The following is a 20,322-nucleotide window of genomic DNA, read 5'->3' on the forward strand; positions in this document are numbered from 1 at the left end:
ACGTCAACTCCCGCTGAGCTCGAGAGCCGAACGCAGATCGTCCCATTCTCGACGGGATAAGCCGGAATTCTGCGCATTCACGCTCTCACCAGCGATCATGCGTCGGATAGCAGCTAATGCGCTCGCAGAGAATGTGGCTGCATGCATCTGATGCTCCAAAAATGCGGCATGAGTTAGAGGAACCCACTGACGCACGATATCGAGCATCAGCTCCGCATATGCTCTAATTTCATACTGGGCGTGAGAGTCTGCCCGAAGTCTCAAAAACCTCAAGAGATTGTGAAGGTCTGTCTTCCAGTACCACTGCGTGTAAGTGTTTAGGCTTAGCCCGATCCGTGCCAGCTCCCTGGTCAGGCCGAGGCGGCCGCCGTCAATTTGCTGGTCGGCAGTGCCATCGTTAAGCATCCACCCATAATGTTCGTATGAACGTACGGCGTCATTCCGTAACAGGTGCAAAACCTCCTGAGCCTCGTCGCCAGATAGCACCGCATCCCGACCTTGGCGGTTCGTAGAAGACTGCGCAGCGAGATGCTCAGGCGACGGAATATAGAACTCACCGTCAAGGACCGAATACCGAGCAGAATACTCGTTGATGCTGGCCGTCCGGTGGCGCACCCACTGGCGGGCGACAAAAATCGGGAGCTTCACATGGAGCTTGATCTCGCACATCTCGAACGGTGTTGAATGCCAGTGCCGCATGAGATAGGCGATCAATGCGGCATCCTCACTGGTTTTTCGCGTGCCACGTCCATATGAGACGCGTGCCGCTTGAACCACGGAGCTGTCGTCGCCCATGTAGTCAACAACCCGCAGGAAGCCGTGATCGAGGACGGCTGTCGACTGGAATAGTAGCTCTTCCATTGCCGGAACGGTCGGCCGCAGGGTCTGCGATGAGGTGGCCCGCGCGCGGTCGATGTCTTCTTGCTGTTTCGAGGTGATGGTCATCCGCCCTCCGATATCACGTCAATTGTGGCCGCTCGTGCTCGCGATGGCGCAGCCAACGCTCCAAGGGACGACTATACTTGTCGCGATAGTCGCGCCAGTCGTCAGTCGTTGCCACACGTCCGATCCGAGCCGCACTTATCGGGCAGTCGACGGTGCCGCTAACCTCACTGCTCAAACATCTCGCCCCGGGGTTGAACGCCGTCGCATTGAATCTTGGCAATTGAATCGAAGCCCTCCGGTGGCGCTGGCCAGGATCGCTCATGTGCGCTTAGTGCCCGAGGTGGCAGGGCGAAGAGGCAGAATGGGCTGACCTTCAGGAGGCGGCATAAGGTCGAAGGGCACGACAATCCCACCCATGATGATCGCACCGGCCAACGACCGTCCAATGAGTGCGCCTATCATCGGTTCGCGATCCTACTTCTTCAACTGCGCCAGTCGCAAAATATCATCGCGGATGCGCCGCAACTCTGGCCAAGGGAATTGCCGTCCTTCGGCACCACCGGCGCCTACCGCGATCAGCACGTCAAGCTTCGCTGAGAGCCCCCACAGAGAGGTGGCGTCTGCCGCAAATAGCCCCGCAGTCAGCCCTTCTTCATCAGCGGATGCTGCCGCCTCTTCCCGTCGGGCAACGGAGTAGCCAATGACGTTATCCGCGTCGTCCCAGCGCTGCTGATGGGCGCGCAGACTTGCGGCGACTTCGTCGCGCCGAACGCGAAGCGAAGGCAGACTGGCCGCAAGCTCGTCGAACTGCCGCAGAGAGGCGATCCGCACGGGCGACGGCAGTTCGACTGCAGCAAGAACCGCCTGCGGAAAGCCAATCATCCGCGCAAGTTCGGACTCGAGGCGCTGCTGCTTCCGGCACAGAGCGAGTGTGCGCCGATGCGCGGCGCGCCATGCTTTCCACGCGAGGACAGCGGCATCCGTTGCGCCATCATCCTGCGTCGCGGCCGGAGCCGAACTGTTGAAGGAAGTACCGCCAATCGTCATCAGGGCGGCAGAGAGAAGGTCCCTCCGGGATGGCCGGGACAGACTCGTGCTAATCTCAGAATCAGCCATGATCCGAGCTCCAGACAGCTTGGGTTGTGGTCAGGCTGTGTGGGGTGTCCTACCACCCTGCACAGCCGTCTCGGGTGTCTTCCGAGCGAAGGCAGCCTCATAAGAGGCTAACGCAAGAGTAACATGTGTCAATTCTTTTAGCATCATATGATGCCAACGGCCTAATTTATGATGCTCACAAGTGACCAAATCCGAGCTGCGCGGGCCTTACTCAAATGGGATCAGAAGGCATTGGCTCGGGCGTCCAAAGTATCTCTCGCAACCATCAAACGAATTGAGCCGCTGTCCGGCCCGGTTGTCGCGAACGCTGTGACGATTGACGCCCTGCGTCGGGCTTTGGAAGCCGCAGGCATAGAGTTCATTACGGAAAATGGTGGCGGCGCCGGGGTCCGATTCCGCAAACCAGCCAAATCCGGCTGAGTGGCCCTCACCGCGGCCGGTGCTACCGAGGTGAGGCATGCAGCAAGGCCTTTGCGCCTACGCGCAGCCTCTAGTCGAAGATCAGGCTGCCGCTCTTCGTCGGACCACGCTTATAGCGGTCGAGCTCGTCCGCCCATACCTGCATGAGTTCGACCCGCTCTGGCCAATAGGTCGCCCGATTATAGGCACGACGAATTTCGTTTTGCTCCTGATGGCCAAGCGCGGCCTCGATCACATCTGACCGGTGCCCGCGCTCGTTCAGGATGGAGCTAGCAGCCGAGCGAAAACCATGGGCGGACATCTCTTCTTGCGTAAAACCCATTCGCCGCAACGCAGCGTTCATGGCATTCTCCGACAAGGGTCGAACGTTCGAACGGATCGACGGGAAGACGAGTTTGCTGGCGCGCGCGACCTCTTTCACCTCGCGGAGCACATTCATGGCCTGTCGGGATAGCGGAATATCGTGGGGCCGCCGCACCTTCGTGCGCTTCCCGTCGATGTGCCAGGCGGCCCCCTCGAGATCGAACTCGTCCCAAGTGGCACCTCGCACTTCGCCCGGACGGGCGAACGTCAGAGCCGTGAACTGAAGCGCGCAACGCAATGTCGGCCAGCCATCATACAAGTCGATCGATGCTAGCAGCGCGCCTAGCCGCTTTTCGTCGGTAATCGCCGCGCGGTGCTGCACCTTGGGCGCCTTTAAGGCGCCTCGCAGCATTTGGGTTGGATCGTTCGTGGCGCGAAGCGTCGAAACAGCCAACCGGAAAACGGTACCAATTAGGCTGCGCAGCCTGCGGGCCGTTTCGCGCCGACCGCTTCTCTCGATGTCTTGTAGAAGCGTCAGAACCTCGGCTGCGGTGATTTCTGCGATAGGCCGCGCACCCAACGATGGACCCGCGAGGTCCTGCAACATCCATTTGTTCTTCGTCAGAGTGGACGGAGCCGCGCCGTCGTCCTCTATGCGCGCCAGATATTCCGCAGCGATGCCGCCAAAGGTGCTCTCCGTTGCGACGGCCGCTGCGATCTTCCGGACCTTCTTGTCGGCTGAAGGATCGATACCCGAGGCCAACAGCTTCTTGGCCTCGTCACGCAATCGTCGAGCGTCCGCCAAGCCAACTGTCGGGTAGGCGCCGTGCGACAGTTTCTTTTGCTTGTTCCCGAATCGATAGGCTTGGTTCCACAGCCGCGCGCCGTTGGGTTTCACTAGGAGGTAAAGCCCTCCCCCGTCCGAGAGCTTATATTCGCTGTTCCTGCCTTTGGCGGATCGGCAAGCGGTATCTGACAGAGCCATGACATTCGCCCTTGTTGGCTTTCCGAGGCCAACAGACGACACTCTGGGGCCAACAGCAAGGCCAACAAATCCGCGAGATGCGGAGAGACAAAGCGACACAGAGCGAGACCGAATTAGGTCGGGCAGGCCATTTTTCCCTGTATTCTCAACACGATATGAGACGAACTAAAACGTCTCGCACCCGCTGGAGAAAGGGAAATGGTGCCCAGGGACGGAGTCGAACCGCCGACACTGCGATTTTCAGTCGCATGCTCTACCAGCTGAGCTACCTGGGCATGCCGACAACGGCTTGAAGCCGTGTGGAGCGGGCGGTTTATAGTGTTTCGGGCTCGCCCTGTCCATATGCCCGCCACGGGAAAATCGGCCTTTCCCCAGCCTGTCGTCACCGAAGCGTCACCTGTGGAGGTCGCACGATATCCAGCACGCGCGGCCGAAGGGGGCGCCGGTGGAGGGAGGATGGGTGCGGGATCGCGCATATTCCCGTGCGCGCCCATCCCGAGGCGCCCATACCGTGCGCGCCCACGCCGGAAAGGCCCGCAAACCGCATGCATCCGGGCGTGGGAGGGCAACGATCGAGAAGCGGACCGGGCCGTCGATCGAGCCCGAGCGAGCGCCGGAGCTCCCCCCATCCCGGCCGGCCCGGATCGGGGAGCGCCGGAACGCGGAATGTCTTGGCGCGGAGCCGGAGGAACCCGGAAGGCGCCGAGCCCGTAAGGCGCCAAGCCCGGAAGGCGCCAAGCCCGGAAGGCGCCAAGCCCGGAAGGCGCCAAGCCCGGAAGGTTCTGGGCGCGAAAGGTTCCGAGCCCGGACGGCGCGACTCGCGAAAGCGCAGACCCTGCAGGCGCATGAAGCCGAGGGGCAGAAGCGCGAACCCTCATCTGCCAAAGCCCATCGCCCGGCCCCGAGACCACGCCCCGCACACCCTCCCCCCTGCCATAGCCGGGCCCGCGGCCGGCTCAACGCCGGCGCGGCGGGGGCGGCGGCGGCGCGGGGGCGAGCGAGGGCTCTTCGCCGTCCTCGTCGTCTTCCTCGGTCACGGGAATGGCGTAGGCGCCAACCAGCCAGCGGTTGAGGTCGATATCGGCACAGCGGCTGGAGCAGAATGGGCGGTATTTTTCCACCGCCGGCTTACCGCAGATCGGGCAGCCACGGGCCGCCGCGCCACCCGTCTTGTCCTCACCCGAGGCCATGGGACGCTCCCCTGCTCACGCCGGATGACCCCAGCGCTGGCGAACCGGATAGCGCTCGCCCGCCAGCAGCGTCACCGTCTCCGCCAGCGGCAGGCCGACCACATTGGTATAGGAACCGACCAGCTTGATCACGAAGGTGCCGGCGAGCCCCTGAATGGCGTAGCCGCCCGCCTTGCCCTGCCATTCCCGCGCGGCGACATAGGCGTCCATCTCTTCGCGCGACAGGCGCTTGAAGCGCACCCGCGTCTCGACGAGACGGGTGCGTACCCCGCCCTTGGGCGTCATCAGGGCGATGCCGGTATAGACGCGATGGGCGCGGCCCGAGAGCAGGCGAAGGCAATCGGCCGCCTCCTCGCCGATCTCGGGCTTCGGCAGGATGCGGCGCCCCACCGCGACCACGGTGTCGGCGGCGAGGAGATAGGCCCCCTCATACGCACCGTCGGCGGTGCGGCGGGCATCGGCGGCGGCGAGTTTCTGCTGGGCGAGGCGCAGGGCGAGGCGGCGCGGAAGCTCGCCGCGCTCGGGCGTCTCGTCAATATCGGCGGGCAGCAGGGCGTCGGGCTCGATGCCGGCCTGGGCCAGCAGCGCCAGCCGGCGCGGCGAGCCCGAGGCCAGCACCAAAAGGGGGCGGGCGCTCACTCGTATACTCCTCTTCCGCCGGCCATTGGACATGACGGGCCGCCGGTCATTCGCGGCGGCACGCTAGTGCAACTTCCTTAAAAACTGAACGGCTTTTACGCCGCGCGGCCGCGTCATCAGAACCGGAAGCGGGCGCGGATGCGCGTTTCCAGCTCGTCGCGCACGGCGCGATAGGCATCGAGGCGCTGCTCGCGATTGCCGCTGACCAGCGTGGGGTCGGGTGTCGGCCAGTATTCGACGTCGATCGCGTTGGTGCGGGTCAGCTCCAGCGCGCGGTGATGGGCATCGGGCGAGAGAGTGATCACGAGATCGAAGCCGAGCCCCTCGTTCTCCTCCAGTTCCTCCAGAGTCTGCGGCCGGTGGCGATGCAGGTCGAGGCCGATCTCGTCGATGGCGGCGACGACGAAAGGGTCGCTCTCGCCCTTCATCACCCCGGCCGAGCCGACATAGAGCGAGCGGCCGAACAGATGGCGGGCCAGCACCGCCGCCATGGGCGAACGCACGCTGTTCTGGCCGCACATGAACAGCACCGATTGCGGCCGCTCGCGCCGCTTGCCGGGTACCCAGCCGGGCGACAGCGCGTCGGAGCCGGACCGCCCGTCCACGCCTCAGCCTTTCCAGTGCAGCGCGCAGACCAGCGTGAACAGGCGCCGGGCCGTGCCGAAATCAAGGGCGATCTTGTCCTTCAGCCGCGCGCGCAGCACCTCCGAGCCCTCGTTGTGCAGGCCGCGCCGGCCCATGTCGATGGCCTCGATCTGCGAGGGGCTCGAAGTGCGGATCGCCGAATAATAGCTCTCGCACACCATGAAATAATCCTTCACCACCCGCCGCAGCGGGCTGAGCGAGAGATGATGCTGCACCACCGGCGCGCCATCCTCGCGGGTGATTTCCAGCAGCAGCCGGCCGTCGGCCAGCGCGATGGACAGCCGATAGGGGCCGGGCTCGGTGTCGCCGATCGGGGTGAAGCTGTTTTCCTCGATGAGGTCGTAGATCGCGACCGCCCGCTCGTGCTCCACATCGCGGGTGGAACGGCCGATCGACCGGGCGTCGAGCGTCACCGCCGAGAGGCGGCGCGTGTCGGCGTGTGGGTCCTCGCCATCCGCCATCGCGCCGCCGCTACAGGTTCAGGCGGATCGCCACCGATCGGGCGTGGGCGCCGAGCCCCTCCGCCTCGCCGAGTGCGATCGCCGCCGGGCCGAGCGCGCGCAGCTGCTCGGGCCCACATTTGAGGATGGAGGTGCGCTTCATGAAATCGAGCACGTTGAGGCCGGAGGAGAAGCGCGCCGAGCGCGCGGTCGGCAGAACGTGGTTGGAACCGCCGACATAGTCGCCAATGGCTTCCGGCGTGTGGGCGCCGATGAAGATCGCGCCGGCATGGCGGATGCGCGCGACCAGCGCCTCGGCATCCGCGGTCATGATTTCCAGATGCTCGGGAGCGATACGGTCGGACAGCGCGGGCGCTTCCTCCAGGCTGGCGAGCGTGATGATCGCGCCGAATTCCGCCCAGCTGGCACCGGCGATGTCGCGGCGTGGCAGAAGCTCCAGCTGGCGCTCCACCGCGCTCGCGACCGCATCGGCCAGGTCTGCGTCGTCGGTCATCAGGATGGACTGCGCGGCGGTGTCGTGCTCGGCCTGCGCCAGCAGGTCGGCGGCGATCCAGTCCGGGTTCTGCGCGCCATCGGCGATGACAAGCACCTCGGAGGGGCCGGCCACCATGTCGATGCCCACCGTGCCGAACACGTGGCGCTTGGCGGCGGCCACATAGGCATTGCCGGGCCCGACGATCTTGGCCACCGGGGCGATGGTCTGCGTCCCGTAGGCCAGGGCCGCCACCGCCTGCGCCCCGCCGACACGGTAGACCTCATCGACGCCGGCAAGCCGCGCCGCCGCCAGCACCAAGGGGTTGAGCACGCCATCGGGCGCGGGCACCACCATGGCGAGCCGCCCGACGCCCGCCACCTTGGCCGGCACCGCGTTCATCAGCACGGATGAGGGATAGGCCGCGGTACCGCCCGGCACATAGAGGCCGACCGCATCGACCGGGGTCCAGCGATGGCCAAGCTCGACGCCGGCCGCGTCGACATAGCGCCCGCTCGCCGGCAGCTGGCGCTCGTGATGCGCGCGGATGCGACCCTGCGCGAAGGCGAGCGCCTCCACCGTGGCCGGATCGGCCGCCGCCACCGCCGCGTCAATCTCGGCTTCCGAGACCCGGATGCCCAGCGCGCCGAGATCGACCCGGTCGAAGCGCCGGGACAGATCGATCAGCGCCGCATCGCCGCGCGCGCGCACATCCGCGATGATGCCGGCCACCGCGTCGGCGACATCCTGCGACACCTCGCGCTTGGTGCCGAGAAAGGCCGTGAAGCGCGCGGCGAAATCGGGCGAGGACGTATCGAGGCGAAGCGGCATGGCGGATCCTGCGGGCACGTGACCCGTGTCCTATCGCAACCACGCCGCCCGAAGACAAGCGGGAAGAAGGCCGGTGGCAACACCGCTGCCGGGGCGCGGCACGCGGCAATGGCCGGCACCCGTGCGCGCGCTCACCCCACGTCGTGGCAGGGCGTGCCCTTGACGTCCCAGGCCGGGCCCAGATCCTCAAGGGCGACTTCGAGGCACTCGACGTCGAGCTGCACCTCGCCCCCGCCCGAGAACAGGAAGCTGACCGTGCCGGAGGGAGCCTCGCCCGCCTCGAACTTCATCGCCAGCAGGTTGAGCACGCCCTGCTTCTTCTTGAGATCGATGCCGCGCACCCGGGCGGCCAGCACGCGCTCGAAGCGCAGCCCGGAATGCCGGCGCACGCAGGGACCCGCAGCCGCTGCGGCAGCGCCCGTCGGCGTGCCGACCTCCGCCATCGCCTCGGCCTGGATCGCCTTTTCCCAATCGAACCGGCTGGCCAGCAGGACGAAGCGTCGCTCCTTCGGCACGAAGGTCATGTCGCCCACCGCCAGCACCGCGTCCTGCAGATGCATCGACAGTACCGCCAGATCTTCCGCGTCGAGCGCGATAAGCTTGAGGCCCTTGCCCATGTCCCTTAACTCCGTTGCCCGGCTCCCGTGCGGGCCAGCGCCATCCCGTGCTGCCCTCTCGCCACCGGGAGCTGGCCGTCTGCGAGGCAAATGGCGCGCCCCATGGCGTGCCGCAAGGGGGAAACGCGCCGCTGCGGAGTGTTGCTTGGCCTACTCGGGTAAACGGGAGGCGATCGGGCGTCGCGGCGTGAACCCCGCGGCATATTTGCCGCCGTCAGCCTTGGCGAACTGACCGATCAGCAGTGGCTTGGCGAGCTTCTCGAAATCGGCGACCTCGAAAAAGGCGAGGCTGGCGTTATCCGTCGCGGTCGATGCCGGCCGAACGGCATCACCACCATAGAAACCCGAGGACGACGGCAGGTGCCGCACCAGCACGCCGCGAAAGGGCACCTTGCCAATATCCGCCGACCCACCGGCATATCCCGAGGCGGAGGCATAGAAAAAGACGTGGCGCCCCTCCCATTGGGGAGGAAAGGACGCCTGGCTGGTGCTGAACGCCACACGGCGCCCGGCCGCGATGGCCAGCGCCGATTCCAGATGGACCAGCGGCACCGGCGCCAGAATCACCTCATGCGGCATGATCGTCTCCTCCGCTACCCTCGCCCCCCTCGCTCAGCCCGCGATGCGCTCGATCTGCGCGCCGCAGGCGGAGAGCTTCTCCTCCAGCCGCTCGAAGCCGCGATCGAGATGATAGACGCGGTGGATCATGCTCTCGCCCTCGGCGGCCAGCGCGCCGATGACCAGCGACACCGAGGCGCGCAGGTCGGTCGCCATGACGGGCGCGCCGGTCAGCTTCTCCACGCCCTCGATGGTCGCGGTCTCGCCATCGAGATGGATGCGCGCGCCGAGCCGGACGAGTTCCTGCACATGCATGAAGCGGTTCTCGAAAATGGTCTCGGTGATGGTCGAGGTGCCGCTCGCGCGCGTCATCAGGGCCATCAGCTGGGCCTGCAGGTCGGTCGGGAAGCCGGGGAACGGGGCGGTCGACACGTGCACCGGGGAAATGCCGGCGCCGTTGCGCCGGACCCGCAGCCCCTCATTCGACACCGTGACCTCGGCGCCGGCCTCACGCAGCGTGTCCAGCGCCGAATCCAGCAGGTCGGCCCGCGCGCCGGCCAGCATCACGTCGCCGCCGGTCATGGCGACCGCCATGGCATAGGTGCCGGTCTCGATGCGATCGGGCAGCACCGCGTAGCGGGCGCCATTGAGGCGTGGCACGCCACGGATGCGGATGGTGGAGGTGCCCTGCCCCTCGATGCGCCCGCCCATGGCGTTGATGCAATCGGCGACATCGACAATTTCCGGCTCGCAGGCGGCGTTCTCGAGGATCGTCTCGCCATCGGCCAGGCTCGCCGCCATCAGGGCGGTGTGGGTCGCGCCGACCGAGACCTTGGGGAACACGATATGCGCGCCCTTCAGCCCCTTGGGCGCGCGCGCCAGCACATAGCCGCCGTCGATCTCCAGCTCGGCACCCAGCGCGCGCAGCGCATCGAGATGGAAGTCGACCGGGCGCGTGCCGATGGCGCAGCCGCCGGGCAGCGAGACCTTGGCCTCGCCCATGCGCGCCAGAAGCGGCCCGATGACCCAGAAGCTCGCCCGCATCTTGGACACGAGCTCATAGGGCGCCGTGGTGTCGACGATCAGCCGCGCGTCGATTTCCAGTGTCTGCCCGGCATAGGCGCCATCGCCCCGCCGCTTGCCGTTGACGGTGATGTCGATGCCGTGATTGCCCAGGATCCGCTGCAGCAGCGCGACGTCGGCGAGGCGCGGCACGTTTTCCAGCACCAGCTTCTCGTCGGTGAGCAGGCCTGCGATCATCAGTGGCAAGGCGGCGTTCTTGGCGCCGGAGATCGGGATCGTCCCGTTGAGCGGATTGCCGCCGATGACGCGGATACGGTCCATGAGGTTCTGCTCTCCTTAACTCGGAAGCTGACGAGACGCACGGCCACCGGCACGACCGGCCGGGGAAACGCCGGGACGGGCACGCGGCACCTGTACCGTCAGGGAATGAGGGCGCGATGGGGCCGATTCGTGGCGAGGTCCATCCCTGTCCCCATGACGTCTAGCGCGTGTCGCGAGGGGAGACAACGCCCAGTAGATCAGGACGCCTCGTCCGGCCGAGACGGTGTGGGGGTGGCCGGCGCCTCGCCCGGCGCACCGCCACCGGGCGGCTCACTGGCCGACTCACCGGCAGTCGGATCCGCCTGCCGTCCCCGCGCCTGCTGCTTGCGCCGCTTGAGATTGGCGCGCAGGGCCGCCGCCAGACGCTCCGCGCGCGCGGTATCATCCGGGCCGCTCATGGCGTTGTTCCCTTCATGGCGCTTTTCCCCTCGCCCGGCATCGTCGCTTCCCAGCCGCGAGAGCGCTCGCCCGACCGCGCCCGTTTGCCATAAGGCCCGCCGGAGGGGAACGAAAGAGGCTGGATGCCCCGATGCGCGATCTCGCGATAGAGGACCTGCCACAGCGGGGCTGCCAAGGGCGGCCCGACGCCCGGATGGCGAGCGCCGCACCGGAGCCACGGGCACGTGGCAGGGGCGCGTGGCAGGGGCGCGTGGCAGGGGACGGTTCGGCAGCCCTTGACCACTCCTGCACAGGCGGCATGCACAGGGATGGTGCGAATTCCGCGCCCGACGCTTGCACCAGCCGGCGCGCTGTGGCAAACGTCGCCCCGCTTCGGCGGCTCCATCCGCCCGGCAGCGGCGCTGCGGTAGCTCAGTGGTAGAGCACTCCCTTGGTAAGGGAGAGGTCGAGAGTTCAATCCTCTCTCGCAGCACCATCTCCCGACAGGGAACCATCTTCCATCTTCATGAGCCTGCGTCTTCCCCAGCCAGCGCCCTCGCCGCGGCGATGGGGGTCACGCGGCTGTCCGCCTGCGGGGGGATTCACCGGGAGGCTGCCTCTCCGGTGGAAGCTCGCCGGATCCGCGCGCGCCCGGACCTGAATTCCCGGGACCCGCGTTACCCGAACCTGCGTTACCCGGGGCCTGCGTTACCCGGGCCTGCGTGTCCGCCGCAATCCAGCGGTGGACCACGAAGGATGGGCGCCGGCTCTTAACCAGTCGTTAACCAAGATTAACCAAACTTCTCCAAAGCAGAGGAGATTCGTGCGGTGAGCGTAATCGGCAAATCGGGGCCATCCATCCGCTTTCGCGGGCGTTCCTTCCTCGCGATGACGCTGGTCGCCGACGTGCCGATGGAGACGTGGTTCACCGATTTCGACATCTGGCTGCAGCGTTCGCCCGGCTTCTTCACCGGCCGCACCGTGGTGCTGGATCTCGCCGGCACCGCCGCCAACCGGGCCGAGGTGGAGCGCTGGATCCGCGAGTTGGCGAGCCGCGGCGTGCGGCTCATCGGTCTTGAAGGCGTCAAGCCCAGTATGGTCGATGCCGCCATGCCGCCGGTGCTGCGCGGGGGCCGGGACGCCACCCTGGCCATTCCCGACGAAATTTCCGCGCCTGTCGCGGAGCCGGCCAAGCCGGCCGCCCCGGTCGAGCCGGTCAACCTTCTGGTCGAGCAGCGCGTGCGCTCCGGCCAGTCGATCGTCTGCCTGGAAGGCGACGTGACCATTGTCGGCTCGGTCGGCGCGGGCGCCGAGATCATCGCCGGCGGGTCGATCCATGTTTACGGCACGCTGGCCGGCCGGGCCATTGCCGGGGCCACCTTCGGCGCCAAGTCGCGCATCTTCTGCCGAAAGCTGGAAGCGGAACTGCTCGCCATCGACGGCGTGTACCGCACGGCCGAGAACATCGACGACGCCTTCCGGCGCCAGTCCGTCCAGGTCTGGATCGAAAACGACGCATTGCGGCTTGCCGCACTTTAGGAGCGAGGCATGGCGAAGATCATCACAGTCACATCGGGCAAGGGCGGCGTCGGCAAGACCACGACGACCGCCGCGATCGGCGCTGCGCTCGCACGGACGGGCGACAGCGTGGTCGTGGTCGATTTCGATGTCGGCCTGCGCAATCTCGACCTCATCATGGGTGCCGAACGGCGCGTCGTCTATGATTTCGTGAACGTCATCCAGGGCGATGCCCGGCTGCCGCAGGCGCTGATCCGCGACAAGCGGGTGGAAACGCTGTTCCTGCTGCCGGCCTCGCAGACGCGCGACAAGGATGCGCTCACCGAAGAAGGCGTCGACAAGGTCATCGGCGACCTTTCGCGCCATTTCGACTGGGTGATCTGCGACAGCCCGGCCGGCATCGAGCGCGGCGCCACGCTCGCCATGCGCCATGCCGACATCGCCATCGTCGTCACCAACCCGGAAGTCTCCTCGGTGCGCGACAGCGACCGCATCGTCGGCATTCTCGATGCCAAGACGCTGAAGGCCGAGCGCGGCGAGACGGTGGACAAGCGCCTGCTGCTCACCCGCTACGACCCGATCCGTGCCGCCCGCGGCGACATGCTGAAGACCGAGGACGTGCTGGAAATCCTCTCGCTGCCGCTGCTCGGCATCGTGCCCGAAAGCCACGATGTGCTGCGGGCCTCGAATTTCGGCGTGCCGGTCTCCATTCACGATCCCGAGAGCGCGCCGGCGCGGGCCTATGTCGACGCCGCCCGCCGGCTCAAGGGCGAAACCGTGGCCATGGAAATTCCGGGCAAGCCGCGCCTCGGCTTTTTCGGCAAGTTCCTCAGGAGGGCAGCATGACCCTGTGGAAGAAGTGGTTCTCCAGTGCCAGCAGCGCGCCGCAGGCGCGTGAGCGCCTGCAGATTCTGCTCTCGCATGAACGCCAGGTGGTGGGCGGCGACGATCTTCTCGCGAGCCTGCGGGAGGATATTCTCGCCGCGGTCGCCAAGCGCGTGCCCTGCGACCGCGACACGGTGAAGGTGCGGCTCGAGCGCGGCGCGCCGCTGTCGATCCTCGAGATCGAGGTGGAGATCCGCGGCAATGTCGAGCTGGTGCTGAACCAGGCGGCCTGACGGACTCGGCGGGCGCCACACGCCGCCCGAGGAAACGAAGGACGGCCGGGACAGGGCACGCCGCCCCCTCCCGGCCGTCCTTCGTTGTGTTCCACAGCATGGCCATGCGACCCGGCGGCGGAACCGGGGCCGCGGGCGGAGGCTCGCCGCGTCCCGTGCCGGCACATGGCGTTGTCGCGGCAACCGGAGCCGGGCCGTGCGCGAATGGGCTGGAAACATGACGCGGCGCAGGACGGCGCCATCCGGTCGGCGCGTGCCGAGGCGGATCGACCGATCCGCCTAATGCCGCAGGCCGGGCGCTTCCTGCCCGGTGCGGGCGACATATTCGACATAGCCGCCGCCATATTGGTGGATGCCGTCCGGCGTCAGCTCCAGCACCCGGTTCGACAGCGCGGCGAGGAAATGCCGGTCGTGGCTCACGAACAGCATCGTGCCCTCATAACTCGCCAGCGCCGCGATCAGCATTTCCTTGGTGGCGATGTCGAGATGGTTGGTCGGCTCGTCCAGCACGAGAAAATTGGGCGGATCGTACAGCATCTTCGCCATGACGAGCCGCGCCTTCTCGCCGCCGGAGAGCACGCGGCAGCGCTTTTCCACATCGTCGCCGGTGAAGCCGAAGCAGCCGGCGAGCGAGCGCAGCGAGCCCTGCGCCGCCTGCGGGAAGGCGTCTTCCAGCGTCTGGAACACGGTGCGATCGCCTTCCAGCACCTCCATGGCATGCTGGGCGAAATAAGCCATCTTGACGCTGCCGCCGAGTGCCACCGTGCCGGCATCCGGGTCGGTGGAGCCGGTGACAAGCTTGAGCAGCGTGGACTTGCCGGCGCCGTTGACACCCATCACCGCCCAGCGCTCGCGCCGGCGGACATGGAAGTCCAGCCCCTCATAGATGCGCCGGGCGCCATAGGCCTTGGACACGTTCTTCAGCGCCACCACGTCCTCGCCCGAGCGGGGCGCGGGCTGGAACTCGAACGCCACGACCTGCCGGCGGCGAGGCGGCTCGACGCGCTCGATCTTGTCGAGCTTCTTCACCCGGCTCTGCACCTGCGCGGCATGGGAGGCGCGGGCCTTGAAGCGCTCGATGAAGGCGATCTCCTTGGCCAGCATGGCCTGCTGGCGCTCGAACTGGGCCTGCTGCTGCTTGTCGGCCAGCGCGCGCTGCTGGGCATAGAACTCGTAATCGCCGGAATAGGAGGTGAGCGTGCCGGCGTCGATTTCGACCACCTTGTTGACGATGCGGTTCATGAAGGCGCGGTCATGCGAGGTCATCATCAGCGCGCCGTCGAAATTCTTCAGGAACGCCTCCAGCCAGATCAGGCTCTCGATGTCGAGATGGTTGGAGGGCTCGTCGAGCAGCATCACGTCCGGGCGCATGAGCAGGATGCGGGCGAGCGCGACGCGCATCTTCCAGCCGCCCGAGAGCTTGCCGACATCGCCGTCGATCATTTCCTGGCTGAAGCCGAGACCGGCCACCACCTCGGCGGCCCGCCCCTCCAGCGAATAGCCGTCCAGTTCCTCGAAGCGGGCCTGCACCTCGCCATAGCGCTCGATGATGGCGTCCATCTCGTCGGCCCGGTCGGGGTCGACCATGGCGCCCTCCAGCGCGCGCAGCTCGGCGGCAATGGCGCTGACCGGGCCCGCCCCGTCCATGACCGCGGCCAGCACGGACTGGCCCGCCATCTCGCCGACATCCTGGCTGAAATAGCCGATGCTGATGCCGCGATCGACCGACACCTGCCCCTCGTCCGGCGCTTCCTCACCGGTGACCAGGCGGAACAGCGTCGTCTTGCCCGCCCCGTTCGGCCCCACCAGCCCCACCTTCTCGCCCTTGAGAAGCGTGGCCGAGGCCTCGATGAAGACGATCTGCTTGCCGTTCTGTTTGCCGATGGAATCGAGCCGGATCATGCGCGCGGGAGCCCTGCAATGGTGTTGCAGCGCAACTAGAGCCTTTTGCCGTCAGGTGGAACACCTCACGGCCAAGAAAATGGCCGGCGCGGCCGTCAAAGGCCTCAGCGGATGAATTCGATCGTGTCCAGCGCGATCAGCTGGCTGCCCTGATAATTGGTGTCGTGCAGCCGGCACAGCATGAATCGGTCGGCCACCTCGATCGGTCCATAGGCGGTGATCAGGTCGCCGCTGCGCAGCTTGATGGTCAGCGCGTGCTTGGCATCGTCCTTCGCCACTTCCTTGAGAAGGTCGCAGATGCTGCGGTCGGTGGTGCAGATGTTCATGGCGCTCGCTCCCGTGCTGTCGCGCTCCATCGGGTGCGGCGCAGGGCGCAGCCTGCTGCGAACCCGGTCGACCGATGGGCGCATTTTGGACGTCAACACGCCACGATCCATCCGGTTCCCTACGGAGGCACGCGCGCTCCGTCCGGACCAAGTCATTAACCCGCCAGATGATTTCCGCTACGGAAGGTCGTCAGCCCGCGATGCGGCGGGCCCGCCGCTTGCGCAGCACGGCGATCGTGCCGAGCGCGAGGAGGATGATCCCCATCGAGAACAGGGTCGTCACGGTGCCGAGCGCATAGAGAACCGGCGTGGTGACGTTGGTGGTCATGCCGTAGATTTCCAGCGGCAGCGTGTTGAAGGTGCCGGAGGTCATCAGCGTGCGGGCGAATTCGTCATAGGAGAGGGTGAAGCCGAACAGGCCGACACCGACCAGGCTGGGCAGGATGATCGGCAGCACCACATGGGCGAAGGTCTGCCACGGTGTCGCGCCGAGATCGCGCGCGGCCTCCTCATAGGCCGGGTTGAAGCGGTTGAAGACCGCGAACATGATCAACAGGCCGAAGGGCAGCGTCCAGGTGAGATGCGCGCCGAACGCCGAGGAGTACCAGGCCGGCTCCAGCCCGAAGACCTGGAAGGCGAGGCCGATGCCCAGCGAGATCAGGATCGAGGGCACGATCAGGCTGGCAATGGTGAGATAGAACAGCGGACCGGACCCGAGAAAGCGGCGGCGGAAGGCGAGCCCTGCCAGCAGCGACACCACCACCGTGGTCAGCATGGTCATGATGCCGAGGACCAGCGAGCGCGTGAAGGCGCCGCCGAAATCACCCACCGCCTGCTGCTCGAACAAGAGGTTGCGAAACCAGCGCAGCGAGGTCCCGTTCATCGGGAAGGTGAGGCCGCCATTGGGGCCCTGGAAGGACAGGATGAAGATGGTCGTCATCGGTCCGTACAGGAACAGCACGAACAGCGCGAAGAAGGCGGTGAGCACGTAGAAGCCGGGGCCGCGCCTTTCAGAATTCATGACGCCCTCACAGCTCTTTGCGGATGTTGACGATGCGCAGGATGGCGCCGACCAGCAGTAGCACGAGGATCAGGAGGATCACCGCGTTCGCCGCCGCCGCCGGGTATTGCAGCAGCGCGATCTGGTTCGCCATCATCAGGCCCACCGAAGCCGATTGCCCGCCCGACATGAAGCGCACGGTGATGAAATCACCCATCACCAGCGTGACGACGAAGATCGAGCCAATGGCGATGCCGGGCTTGGCCAGCGGGATGATCACATTGGTGAGGATCTGCCAGCCGCTCGCCCCGGCGTCGCGCGCGGCCTCGATCAGCGCGCGGTCGATGCGCATCAGGGTGTTGAAGATCGGCGTCACCATGAACAGCGTGTAGAGGTGCACCATGGCGAGCACGACGGCGAAATCCGAGAACAGCAGGAATTCCAGCGGCTGGTTGATGATGCCGAGCTGCATCAGCGTCTGGTTCAGCAGCCCGTTGCGCCCCAGGAACGGGATCCACGAGATCATGCGGATGATGTTCGAGGTGAGGAAGGGGATGGTGCAGACCAGGAACAGCACCATCTGCGCCGTCGCCGAGCGGATGTGGAAGGCGAGGTAGTAGGCCACCCAGAAGCCGACCAGCAACGTCACCGCCCAGACGATGACGGTGAATTTCAGCGTGTTGATATAGGTGTTCCACGTCACCGGCGAGGTGATCGTCTCCTCGTAATTGGTGAAGACGAAGGCCGGGAAGATCTGGATGGAATCATAGTCCCAGAAGCTCACCATGGTGATGGTGGCGATGGGCAGCACCAGGAACGCCGCGAGGATCAGCGTCAGCGGCGTCGCCTGAAGGTAGGGAGCGATCCGGGAGAGGGTCATGGCGCGCACCTTGGGGCCGCTGCGAGGCCGAAGCCCTCTCCCCGCGGGGGAGAGGGCTGGGTGAGGGGGCGAGCGGCCGGACGCGAAGGAAGGCCCCTCGCCCCACCCCTCTCCCCCGCGGGGAGAGGGAGCCAACGGCGCTCGCTCCCCATCTTCATCCTCACGCCGCGATGAACTCGTTCCAGCGGCGCACCATGTAGCGGTCCTCGTCCATCACCGAGTTCCAGCAGGCGACCGCGCCCATGCGCTCCTTGAAGGAGCCGCCGTCACGCACCGCGCCGGCCGTGTACATCACCTTGCCCTCGGGCGAGAGAATGTCGGTCTTGGCCGGCTGGCCGAGCATCCAGAAGCCCCACTCCTCGGGGGTCATGTTCTTCTCGGCGGTAGACAGCACGGCCGAGTAATAGCCCTGACGGTTGAGATAGGCGCCGACCCAGCCGGACAGGTACCAGTTGATATATTCATAGGCCGCGTCCAGCTGCGCGCCCTTGAGGTGGCGGGCGATGCCGAGGCCGCCGCCCCAGGCGCGATAGCCTTCTTCCAGCGGCTGGTAGACGCAGGGAATGCCCTTGGAGCGCACCGCCGCCACCGCCGGCGACCACATGGACTGGATGACCACCTCGCCCGAGGCCATCAGGTTCACGCTCTCGTCGAAGGTCTTCCAGAAGGCGCGGAACTGGCCGGCCTTCTTGGTCTTGATGAGGAAATCGATCGTGGCGTCGATCTCCGCCTTGGTCATGTTGCCCTTGTCGCCATACTTGATGATGCCGGCGCTCTCGCAGATCATCGCCGCGTCCATGATGCCGATGGACGGAATGTTCAGGATCGAGGTCTTGCCCTTGAAGGCGGGGTCGAGAATGTCCTTCCAGTTCTTGATCGGCCGGCCCACGAGGTCGGGGCGGATGCCGAGCGTGTCGGCATTGTAGATGGTGGGGATCAGCGTCATCCACTGGGTGGGCGCCTTGGCGAAGGTCTTGGATTCCGGTCCCTCGACAAAGCCGACCGTGCTCGGCGCGGTGCCCTGCGCGATCTTCGATTCCGGGGTCAGCTTGCCGGTGGTGAAGATCGGCACGATGTCGTCGTAATATTTGATCTTCTTCACATCCATCGGCTGCAGCGTGCCCGCGGCGAACACCTTCTTGCAGATCCAGTATTCGATGTCGGCGATGTCGAAGGAGTTGGCCTGCGTCACCACGCGCTGGGAGACGGCGTCGGAATCGAGCGCGGTCATCTGCAGCGTGATGCCCAGATCCGCCTTGCACTTCTCGGCGATGGCGTTGAGATTCGACACGCCGGTGCCGAACTGGCGCAGCGTGATCGGGTTCTGCGCCCAGATGGTGGGGAAGCCCGTCACCGCGCCCGAGCCGGCAAGGCCGCCGAACACGGCCGCGCCCTTGAGCACATTGCGGCGCGACAGGCCGGACTTCACGTCCGTGGCGGCGCCCGCGGCGCTCGTATCCGTGGTCTTCTTGCTCATCGAAGTCTCCCGAGCGTTGGCCGGTCTGTGAGCCGGCGTTGCATGTCGCTGATGTCAGGCGGAAGGCGAAGGCTGCAGGATGTGGACATCCTGCGAGGTCCAGGCGAGCGGCACGGCATCGCCGACGCTGAGCGGCGCCTCGAAAAAGGCGGTCTCCGGCACCTGCACGGAGAACTCGTCGACACCTGGGGCCGCGAGGGCGATCTGCACCTTCTGGCCGTGATACTCGATATTCTGCACCAGCCCGGTGAGCCCGCAACCGGGCACGACGCTGTCGGCGAGCCGCACGCGGTCGGTACGTACCGCGATCTCCACCGGCGCGCCCGGCTCCAGCCCGGCCGCGCCCGGCGTGGTGAAGGATGCCCCGCCCGGCACTTCGAAGGTCGCGGTGTCGCCCGCCACGGTCGATACCCGGCCGGCAATCACGTTGTGATCCCCCATGAAACGGGCGACGAAGGCGGTGGCGGGGCGATTGAACACCTCGCGCGGCGTTGCCGCCTGCTCGATGCGCCCGCCATTCATCACCACGACAAGGTCGGAGAGCGCCATCGCCTCCTCCTGGCTATGGGTGACGTGGATGAAGGAAATGCCGAGCTGCAATTGCAGCTTCTTCAGTTCCTGCCGCACCTTGATCTTGAGGAACGGATCGAGCGCGGAGAGCGGCTCGTCGAGGAGGAGCGCCTGCGGATCGGTGATCAGCGCTCTCGCCAGCGCCACGCGCTGCTGCTGGCCACCCGACAGCTGCGCCGGACGACGCTCGGCGAGGTGGTCGAGCTGCACCAGCTTCAGCATCTCCATCGCCTTGGCGCGGCGGGTGAGCTTGTCGACGCCCTTCATCTTCAGCGAGAAGGCGACATTGTCGACGCTGTCGAGATGAGGAAACAGCGCGTAGCTCTGGAACATCATCGCCGTGCCGCGCTTGGCCGGCGGCAGGTCCGTGACCACGGTGGGCCCGAGGCGGACATCGCCCTCGCTGATGCTCTCATGGCCGGCGATCATGCGCAGCGTGGTGGTCTTGCCGCAGCCGGAGGGGCCCAGCAGGCAACAATAGGTGCCGGCCGGAATCTTCAGCGAAACGGCATCCACGGCGAGTGCCGTGCCATAGCGTTTCGTGACGTGGATCAGCTCAATGTCGGCGCCCTTGCTCATCTTGCCGCCGCAACTCCCCGCATGTCCGACCGCCAGGGTCCTCGCAAGCGCTATGCCAACCGCGCCGCGCACAGGCGAAACCGCGCGGGCCGGGAAGAGTGCGGGCGG

Annotated in this window: 21 protein-coding genes and 2 tRNA genes; 4 read left to right on the forward strand and 19 right to left on the reverse strand. The window is 66.3% G+C overall.

The genetic code is table 11. From position 1 onward, the window contains the following. Positions 1-3: 3 nt before the first annotated feature. The 13 genes from thyX to QOZ99_RS17355 form a co-directional block, all read right to left on the reverse strand. Complete coding sequence (gene thyX, locus QOZ99_RS17295) at positions 4-945, reverse strand: FAD-dependent thymidylate synthase (protein WP_306891253.1); 942 nt, start codon at positions 943-945, stop codon at positions 4-6. A gap of 414 nt (positions 946-1,359) precedes the next feature. Beyond that, a complete protein-coding gene (locus QOZ99_RS17300; RefSeq protein WP_306891254.1) occupies positions 1,360-2,001 on the reverse strand; it encodes a hypothetical protein in 642 nt (213 codons plus the stop codon). 490 nt (positions 2,002-2,491) lie between these two features. After that, complete coding sequence (locus tag QOZ99_RS17305; protein WP_306891255.1) at positions 2,492-3,709, reverse strand: tyrosine-type recombinase/integrase; 1,218 nt, start codon at positions 3,707-3,709, stop codon at positions 2,492-2,494. Positions 3,710-3,908: 199 nt separating this feature from the next. Continuing rightward, positions 3,909-3,984, reverse strand: a tRNA-Phe gene (locus QOZ99_RS17310). 681 nt (positions 3,985-4,665) lie between these two features. Beyond that, on the reverse strand, positions 4,666-4,899 hold the full coding sequence (gene yacG, locus QOZ99_RS17315) for a DNA gyrase inhibitor YacG (RefSeq protein WP_306891256.1): 234 nt from the start codon (positions 4,897-4,899) through the stop codon (positions 4,666-4,668). Between the two features lie 15 nt (positions 4,900-4,914). Beyond that, positions 4,915-5,538, reverse strand: coding sequence for a Maf-like protein (locus tag QOZ99_RS17320; protein ID WP_306891257.1), 624 nt, complete (start codon positions 5,536-5,538; stop codon positions 4,915-4,917). Between the two features lie 116 nt (positions 5,539-5,654). After that, positions 5,655-6,059 (reverse strand): arsenate-mycothiol transferase ArsC, encoded by a 405-nt coding sequence (locus QOZ99_RS17325; protein WP_246339826.1) that lies wholly within the window; start codon positions 6,057-6,059, stop codon positions 5,655-5,657. An 87-nt stretch (positions 6,060-6,146) separates the two neighbouring features. Further along, complete coding sequence (locus QOZ99_RS17330; protein ID WP_306891258.1) at positions 6,147-6,644, reverse strand: UPF0262 family protein; 498 nt, start codon at positions 6,642-6,644, stop codon at positions 6,147-6,149. 10 nt (positions 6,645-6,654) lie between these two features. Beyond that, positions 6,655-7,947, reverse strand: coding sequence for a histidinol dehydrogenase (gene hisD, locus QOZ99_RS17335; protein ID WP_306891259.1), 1,293 nt, complete (start codon positions 7,945-7,947; stop codon positions 6,655-6,657). A gap of 131 nt (positions 7,948-8,078) precedes the next feature. Further along, positions 8,079-8,564: a DUF2948 family protein gene (locus QOZ99_RS17340; RefSeq protein WP_306891260.1), complete on the reverse strand. Its 486-nt coding sequence runs from the start codon at positions 8,562-8,564 to the stop codon at positions 8,079-8,081. Between the two features lie 150 nt (positions 8,565-8,714). Beyond that, positions 8,715-9,143 (reverse strand): hypothetical protein, encoded by a 429-nt coding sequence (locus QOZ99_RS17345; RefSeq protein ID WP_306891261.1) that lies wholly within the window; start codon positions 9,141-9,143, stop codon positions 8,715-8,717. Positions 9,144-9,176: 33 nt separating this feature from the next. Further along, positions 9,177-10,466: a UDP-N-acetylglucosamine 1-carboxyvinyltransferase gene (gene murA / locus QOZ99_RS17350; protein ID WP_306891262.1), complete on the reverse strand. Its 1,290-nt coding sequence runs from the start codon at positions 10,464-10,466 to the stop codon at positions 9,177-9,179. A gap of 197 nt (positions 10,467-10,663) precedes the next feature. Further along, a complete protein-coding gene (locus tag QOZ99_RS17355; RefSeq protein ID WP_306891263.1) occupies positions 10,664-10,864 on the reverse strand; it encodes a hypothetical protein in 201 nt (66 codons plus the stop codon). Positions 10,865-11,265: 401 nt separating this feature from the next. On the opposite strand from QOZ99_RS17355, the gene QOZ99_RS17360 reads away from it, so the two are divergent. From QOZ99_RS17360 to minE, 4 genes are all read left to right on the forward strand, one after another. After that, positions 11,266-11,340, forward strand: a tRNA-Thr gene (locus QOZ99_RS17360). 332 nt (positions 11,341-11,672) lie between these two features. Next, positions 11,673-12,383 (forward strand): septum site-determining protein MinC, encoded by a 711-nt coding sequence (minC, locus tag QOZ99_RS17365; protein ID WP_306891264.1) that lies wholly within the window; start codon positions 11,673-11,675, stop codon positions 12,381-12,383. A 9-nt stretch (positions 12,384-12,392) separates the two neighbouring features. Further along, positions 12,393-13,208, forward strand: coding sequence for a septum site-determining protein MinD (minD, locus tag QOZ99_RS17370; RefSeq protein ID WP_306891265.1), 816 nt, complete (start codon positions 12,393-12,395; stop codon positions 13,206-13,208). Then, on the forward strand, positions 13,205-13,480 hold the full coding sequence (gene minE / locus QOZ99_RS17375; RefSeq protein WP_306891266.1) for a cell division topological specificity factor MinE: 276 nt from the start codon (positions 13,205-13,207) through the stop codon (positions 13,478-13,480). Before minD ends, minE begins: the two co-directional genes overlap by 4 nt. Before the next feature lie 279 nt (positions 13,481-13,759). Here minE and QOZ99_RS17380 read toward each other — a convergent pair whose 3' ends face one another. From QOZ99_RS17380 to QOZ99_RS17405, 6 genes are all read right to left on the reverse strand, one after another. Next, the gene (locus tag QOZ99_RS17380) at positions 13,760-15,382 is read right to left on the reverse strand and encodes an ABC-F family ATP-binding cassette domain-containing protein (protein WP_306891267.1); all 1,623 of its coding nucleotides are present in this window, start codon (positions 15,380-15,382) and stop codon (positions 13,760-13,762) included. Between the two features lie 104 nt (positions 15,383-15,486). Then, a complete protein-coding gene (locus tag QOZ99_RS17385; RefSeq protein WP_306891268.1) occupies positions 15,487-15,708 on the reverse strand; it encodes a hypothetical protein in 222 nt (73 codons plus the stop codon). Between the two features lie 190 nt (positions 15,709-15,898). Beyond that, on the reverse strand, positions 15,899-16,729 hold the full coding sequence (locus QOZ99_RS17390; protein ID WP_306891269.1) for an ABC transporter permease: 831 nt from the start codon (positions 16,727-16,729) through the stop codon (positions 15,899-15,901). 7 nt (positions 16,730-16,736) lie between these two features. After that, the gene (locus QOZ99_RS17395) at positions 16,737-17,588 is read right to left on the reverse strand and encodes an ABC transporter permease (RefSeq protein ID WP_306891270.1); all 852 of its coding nucleotides are present in this window, start codon (positions 17,586-17,588) and stop codon (positions 16,737-16,739) included. 160 nt (positions 17,589-17,748) lie between these two features. Beyond that, positions 17,749-19,065, reverse strand: a complete 1,317-nt coding sequence (locus tag QOZ99_RS17400) for an ABC transporter substrate-binding protein (RefSeq protein ID WP_306891271.1) — start codon at positions 19,063-19,065, stop codon at positions 17,749-17,751. Positions 19,066-19,119: 54 nt separating this feature from the next. Further along, positions 19,120-20,214: an ABC transporter ATP-binding protein gene (locus tag QOZ99_RS17405; RefSeq protein WP_306891272.1), complete on the reverse strand. Its 1,095-nt coding sequence runs from the start codon at positions 20,212-20,214 to the stop codon at positions 19,120-19,122. Between the last annotated feature and the right edge of the window lie 108 nt (positions 20,215-20,322).

The sequence above is a fragment of the Ancylobacter amanitiformis genome (genome assembly GCF_030814815.1).
In the GTDB taxonomy this organism is placed as follows: domain Bacteria; phylum Pseudomonadota; class Alphaproteobacteria; order Rhizobiales; family Xanthobacteraceae; genus Ancylobacter; species Ancylobacter amanitiformis.

Coding starts and splice junctions, on each gene's coding strand:
- QOZ99_RS17400 (WP_306891271.1), bottom strand. CDS start 19,065: ATGAGCAAGAAGACCACGGATACGAGCGCCGCGGGCGCCGCCACGGAC.
- QOZ99_RS17340 (WP_306891260.1), bottom strand. CDS start 8,564: ATGGGCAAGGGCCTCAAGCTTATCGCGCTCGACGCGGAAGATCTGGCG.
- QOZ99_RS17395 (WP_306891270.1), bottom strand. CDS start 17,588: ATGACCCTCTCCCGGATCGCTCCCTACCTTCAGGCGACGCCGCTGACG.
- thyX (WP_306891253.1), bottom strand. CDS start 945: ATGACCATCACCTCGAAACAGCAAGAAGACATCGACCGCGCGCGGGCC.
- QOZ99_RS17305 (WP_306891255.1), bottom strand. CDS start 3,709: ATGGCTCTGTCAGATACCGCTTGCCGATCCGCCAAAGGCAGGAACAGC.
- QOZ99_RS17380 (WP_306891267.1), bottom strand. CDS start 15,382: ATGATCCGGCTCGATTCCATCGGCAAACAGAACGGCAAGCAGATCGTC.
- QOZ99_RS17300 (WP_306891254.1), bottom strand. CDS start 2,001: ATGGCTGATTCTGAGATTAGCACGAGTCTGTCCCGGCCATCCCGGAGG.
- hisD (WP_306891259.1), bottom strand. CDS start 7,947: ATGCCGCTTCGCCTCGATACGTCCTCGCCCGATTTCGCCGCGCGCTTC.
- minD (WP_306891265.1), top strand. CDS start 12,393: ATGGCGAAGATCATCACAGTCACATCGGGCAAGGGCGGCGTCGGCAAG.
- QOZ99_RS17330 (WP_306891258.1), bottom strand. CDS start 6,644: ATGGCGGATGGCGAGGACCCACACGCCGACACGCGCCGCCTCTCGGCG.
- murA (WP_306891262.1), bottom strand. CDS start 10,466: ATGGACCGTATCCGCGTCATCGGCGGCAATCCGCTCAACGGGACGATC.
- QOZ99_RS17325 (WP_246339826.1), bottom strand. CDS start 6,059: ATGTGCGGCCAGAACAGCGTGCGTTCGCCCATGGCGGCGGTGCTGGCC.
- QOZ99_RS17390 (WP_306891269.1), bottom strand. CDS start 16,729: ATGAATTCTGAAAGGCGCGGCCCCGGCTTCTACGTGCTCACCGCCTTC.
- minE (WP_306891266.1), top strand. CDS start 13,205: ATGACCCTGTGGAAGAAGTGGTTCTCCAGTGCCAGCAGCGCGCCGCAG.
- yacG (WP_306891256.1), bottom strand. CDS start 4,899: ATGGCCTCGGGTGAGGACAAGACGGGTGGCGCGGCGGCCCGTGGCTGC.
- QOZ99_RS17345 (WP_306891261.1), bottom strand. CDS start 9,143: ATGCCGCATGAGGTGATTCTGGCGCCGGTGCCGCTGGTCCATCTGGAA.
- QOZ99_RS17355 (WP_306891263.1), bottom strand. CDS start 10,864: ATGAGCGGCCCGGATGATACCGCGCGCGCGGAGCGTCTGGCGGCGGCC.
- QOZ99_RS17405 (WP_306891272.1), bottom strand. CDS start 20,214: ATGAGCAAGGGCGCCGACATTGAGCTGATCCACGTCACGAAACGCTAT.
- QOZ99_RS17385 (WP_306891268.1), bottom strand. CDS start 15,708: ATGAACATCTGCACCACCGACCGCAGCATCTGCGACCTTCTCAAGGAA.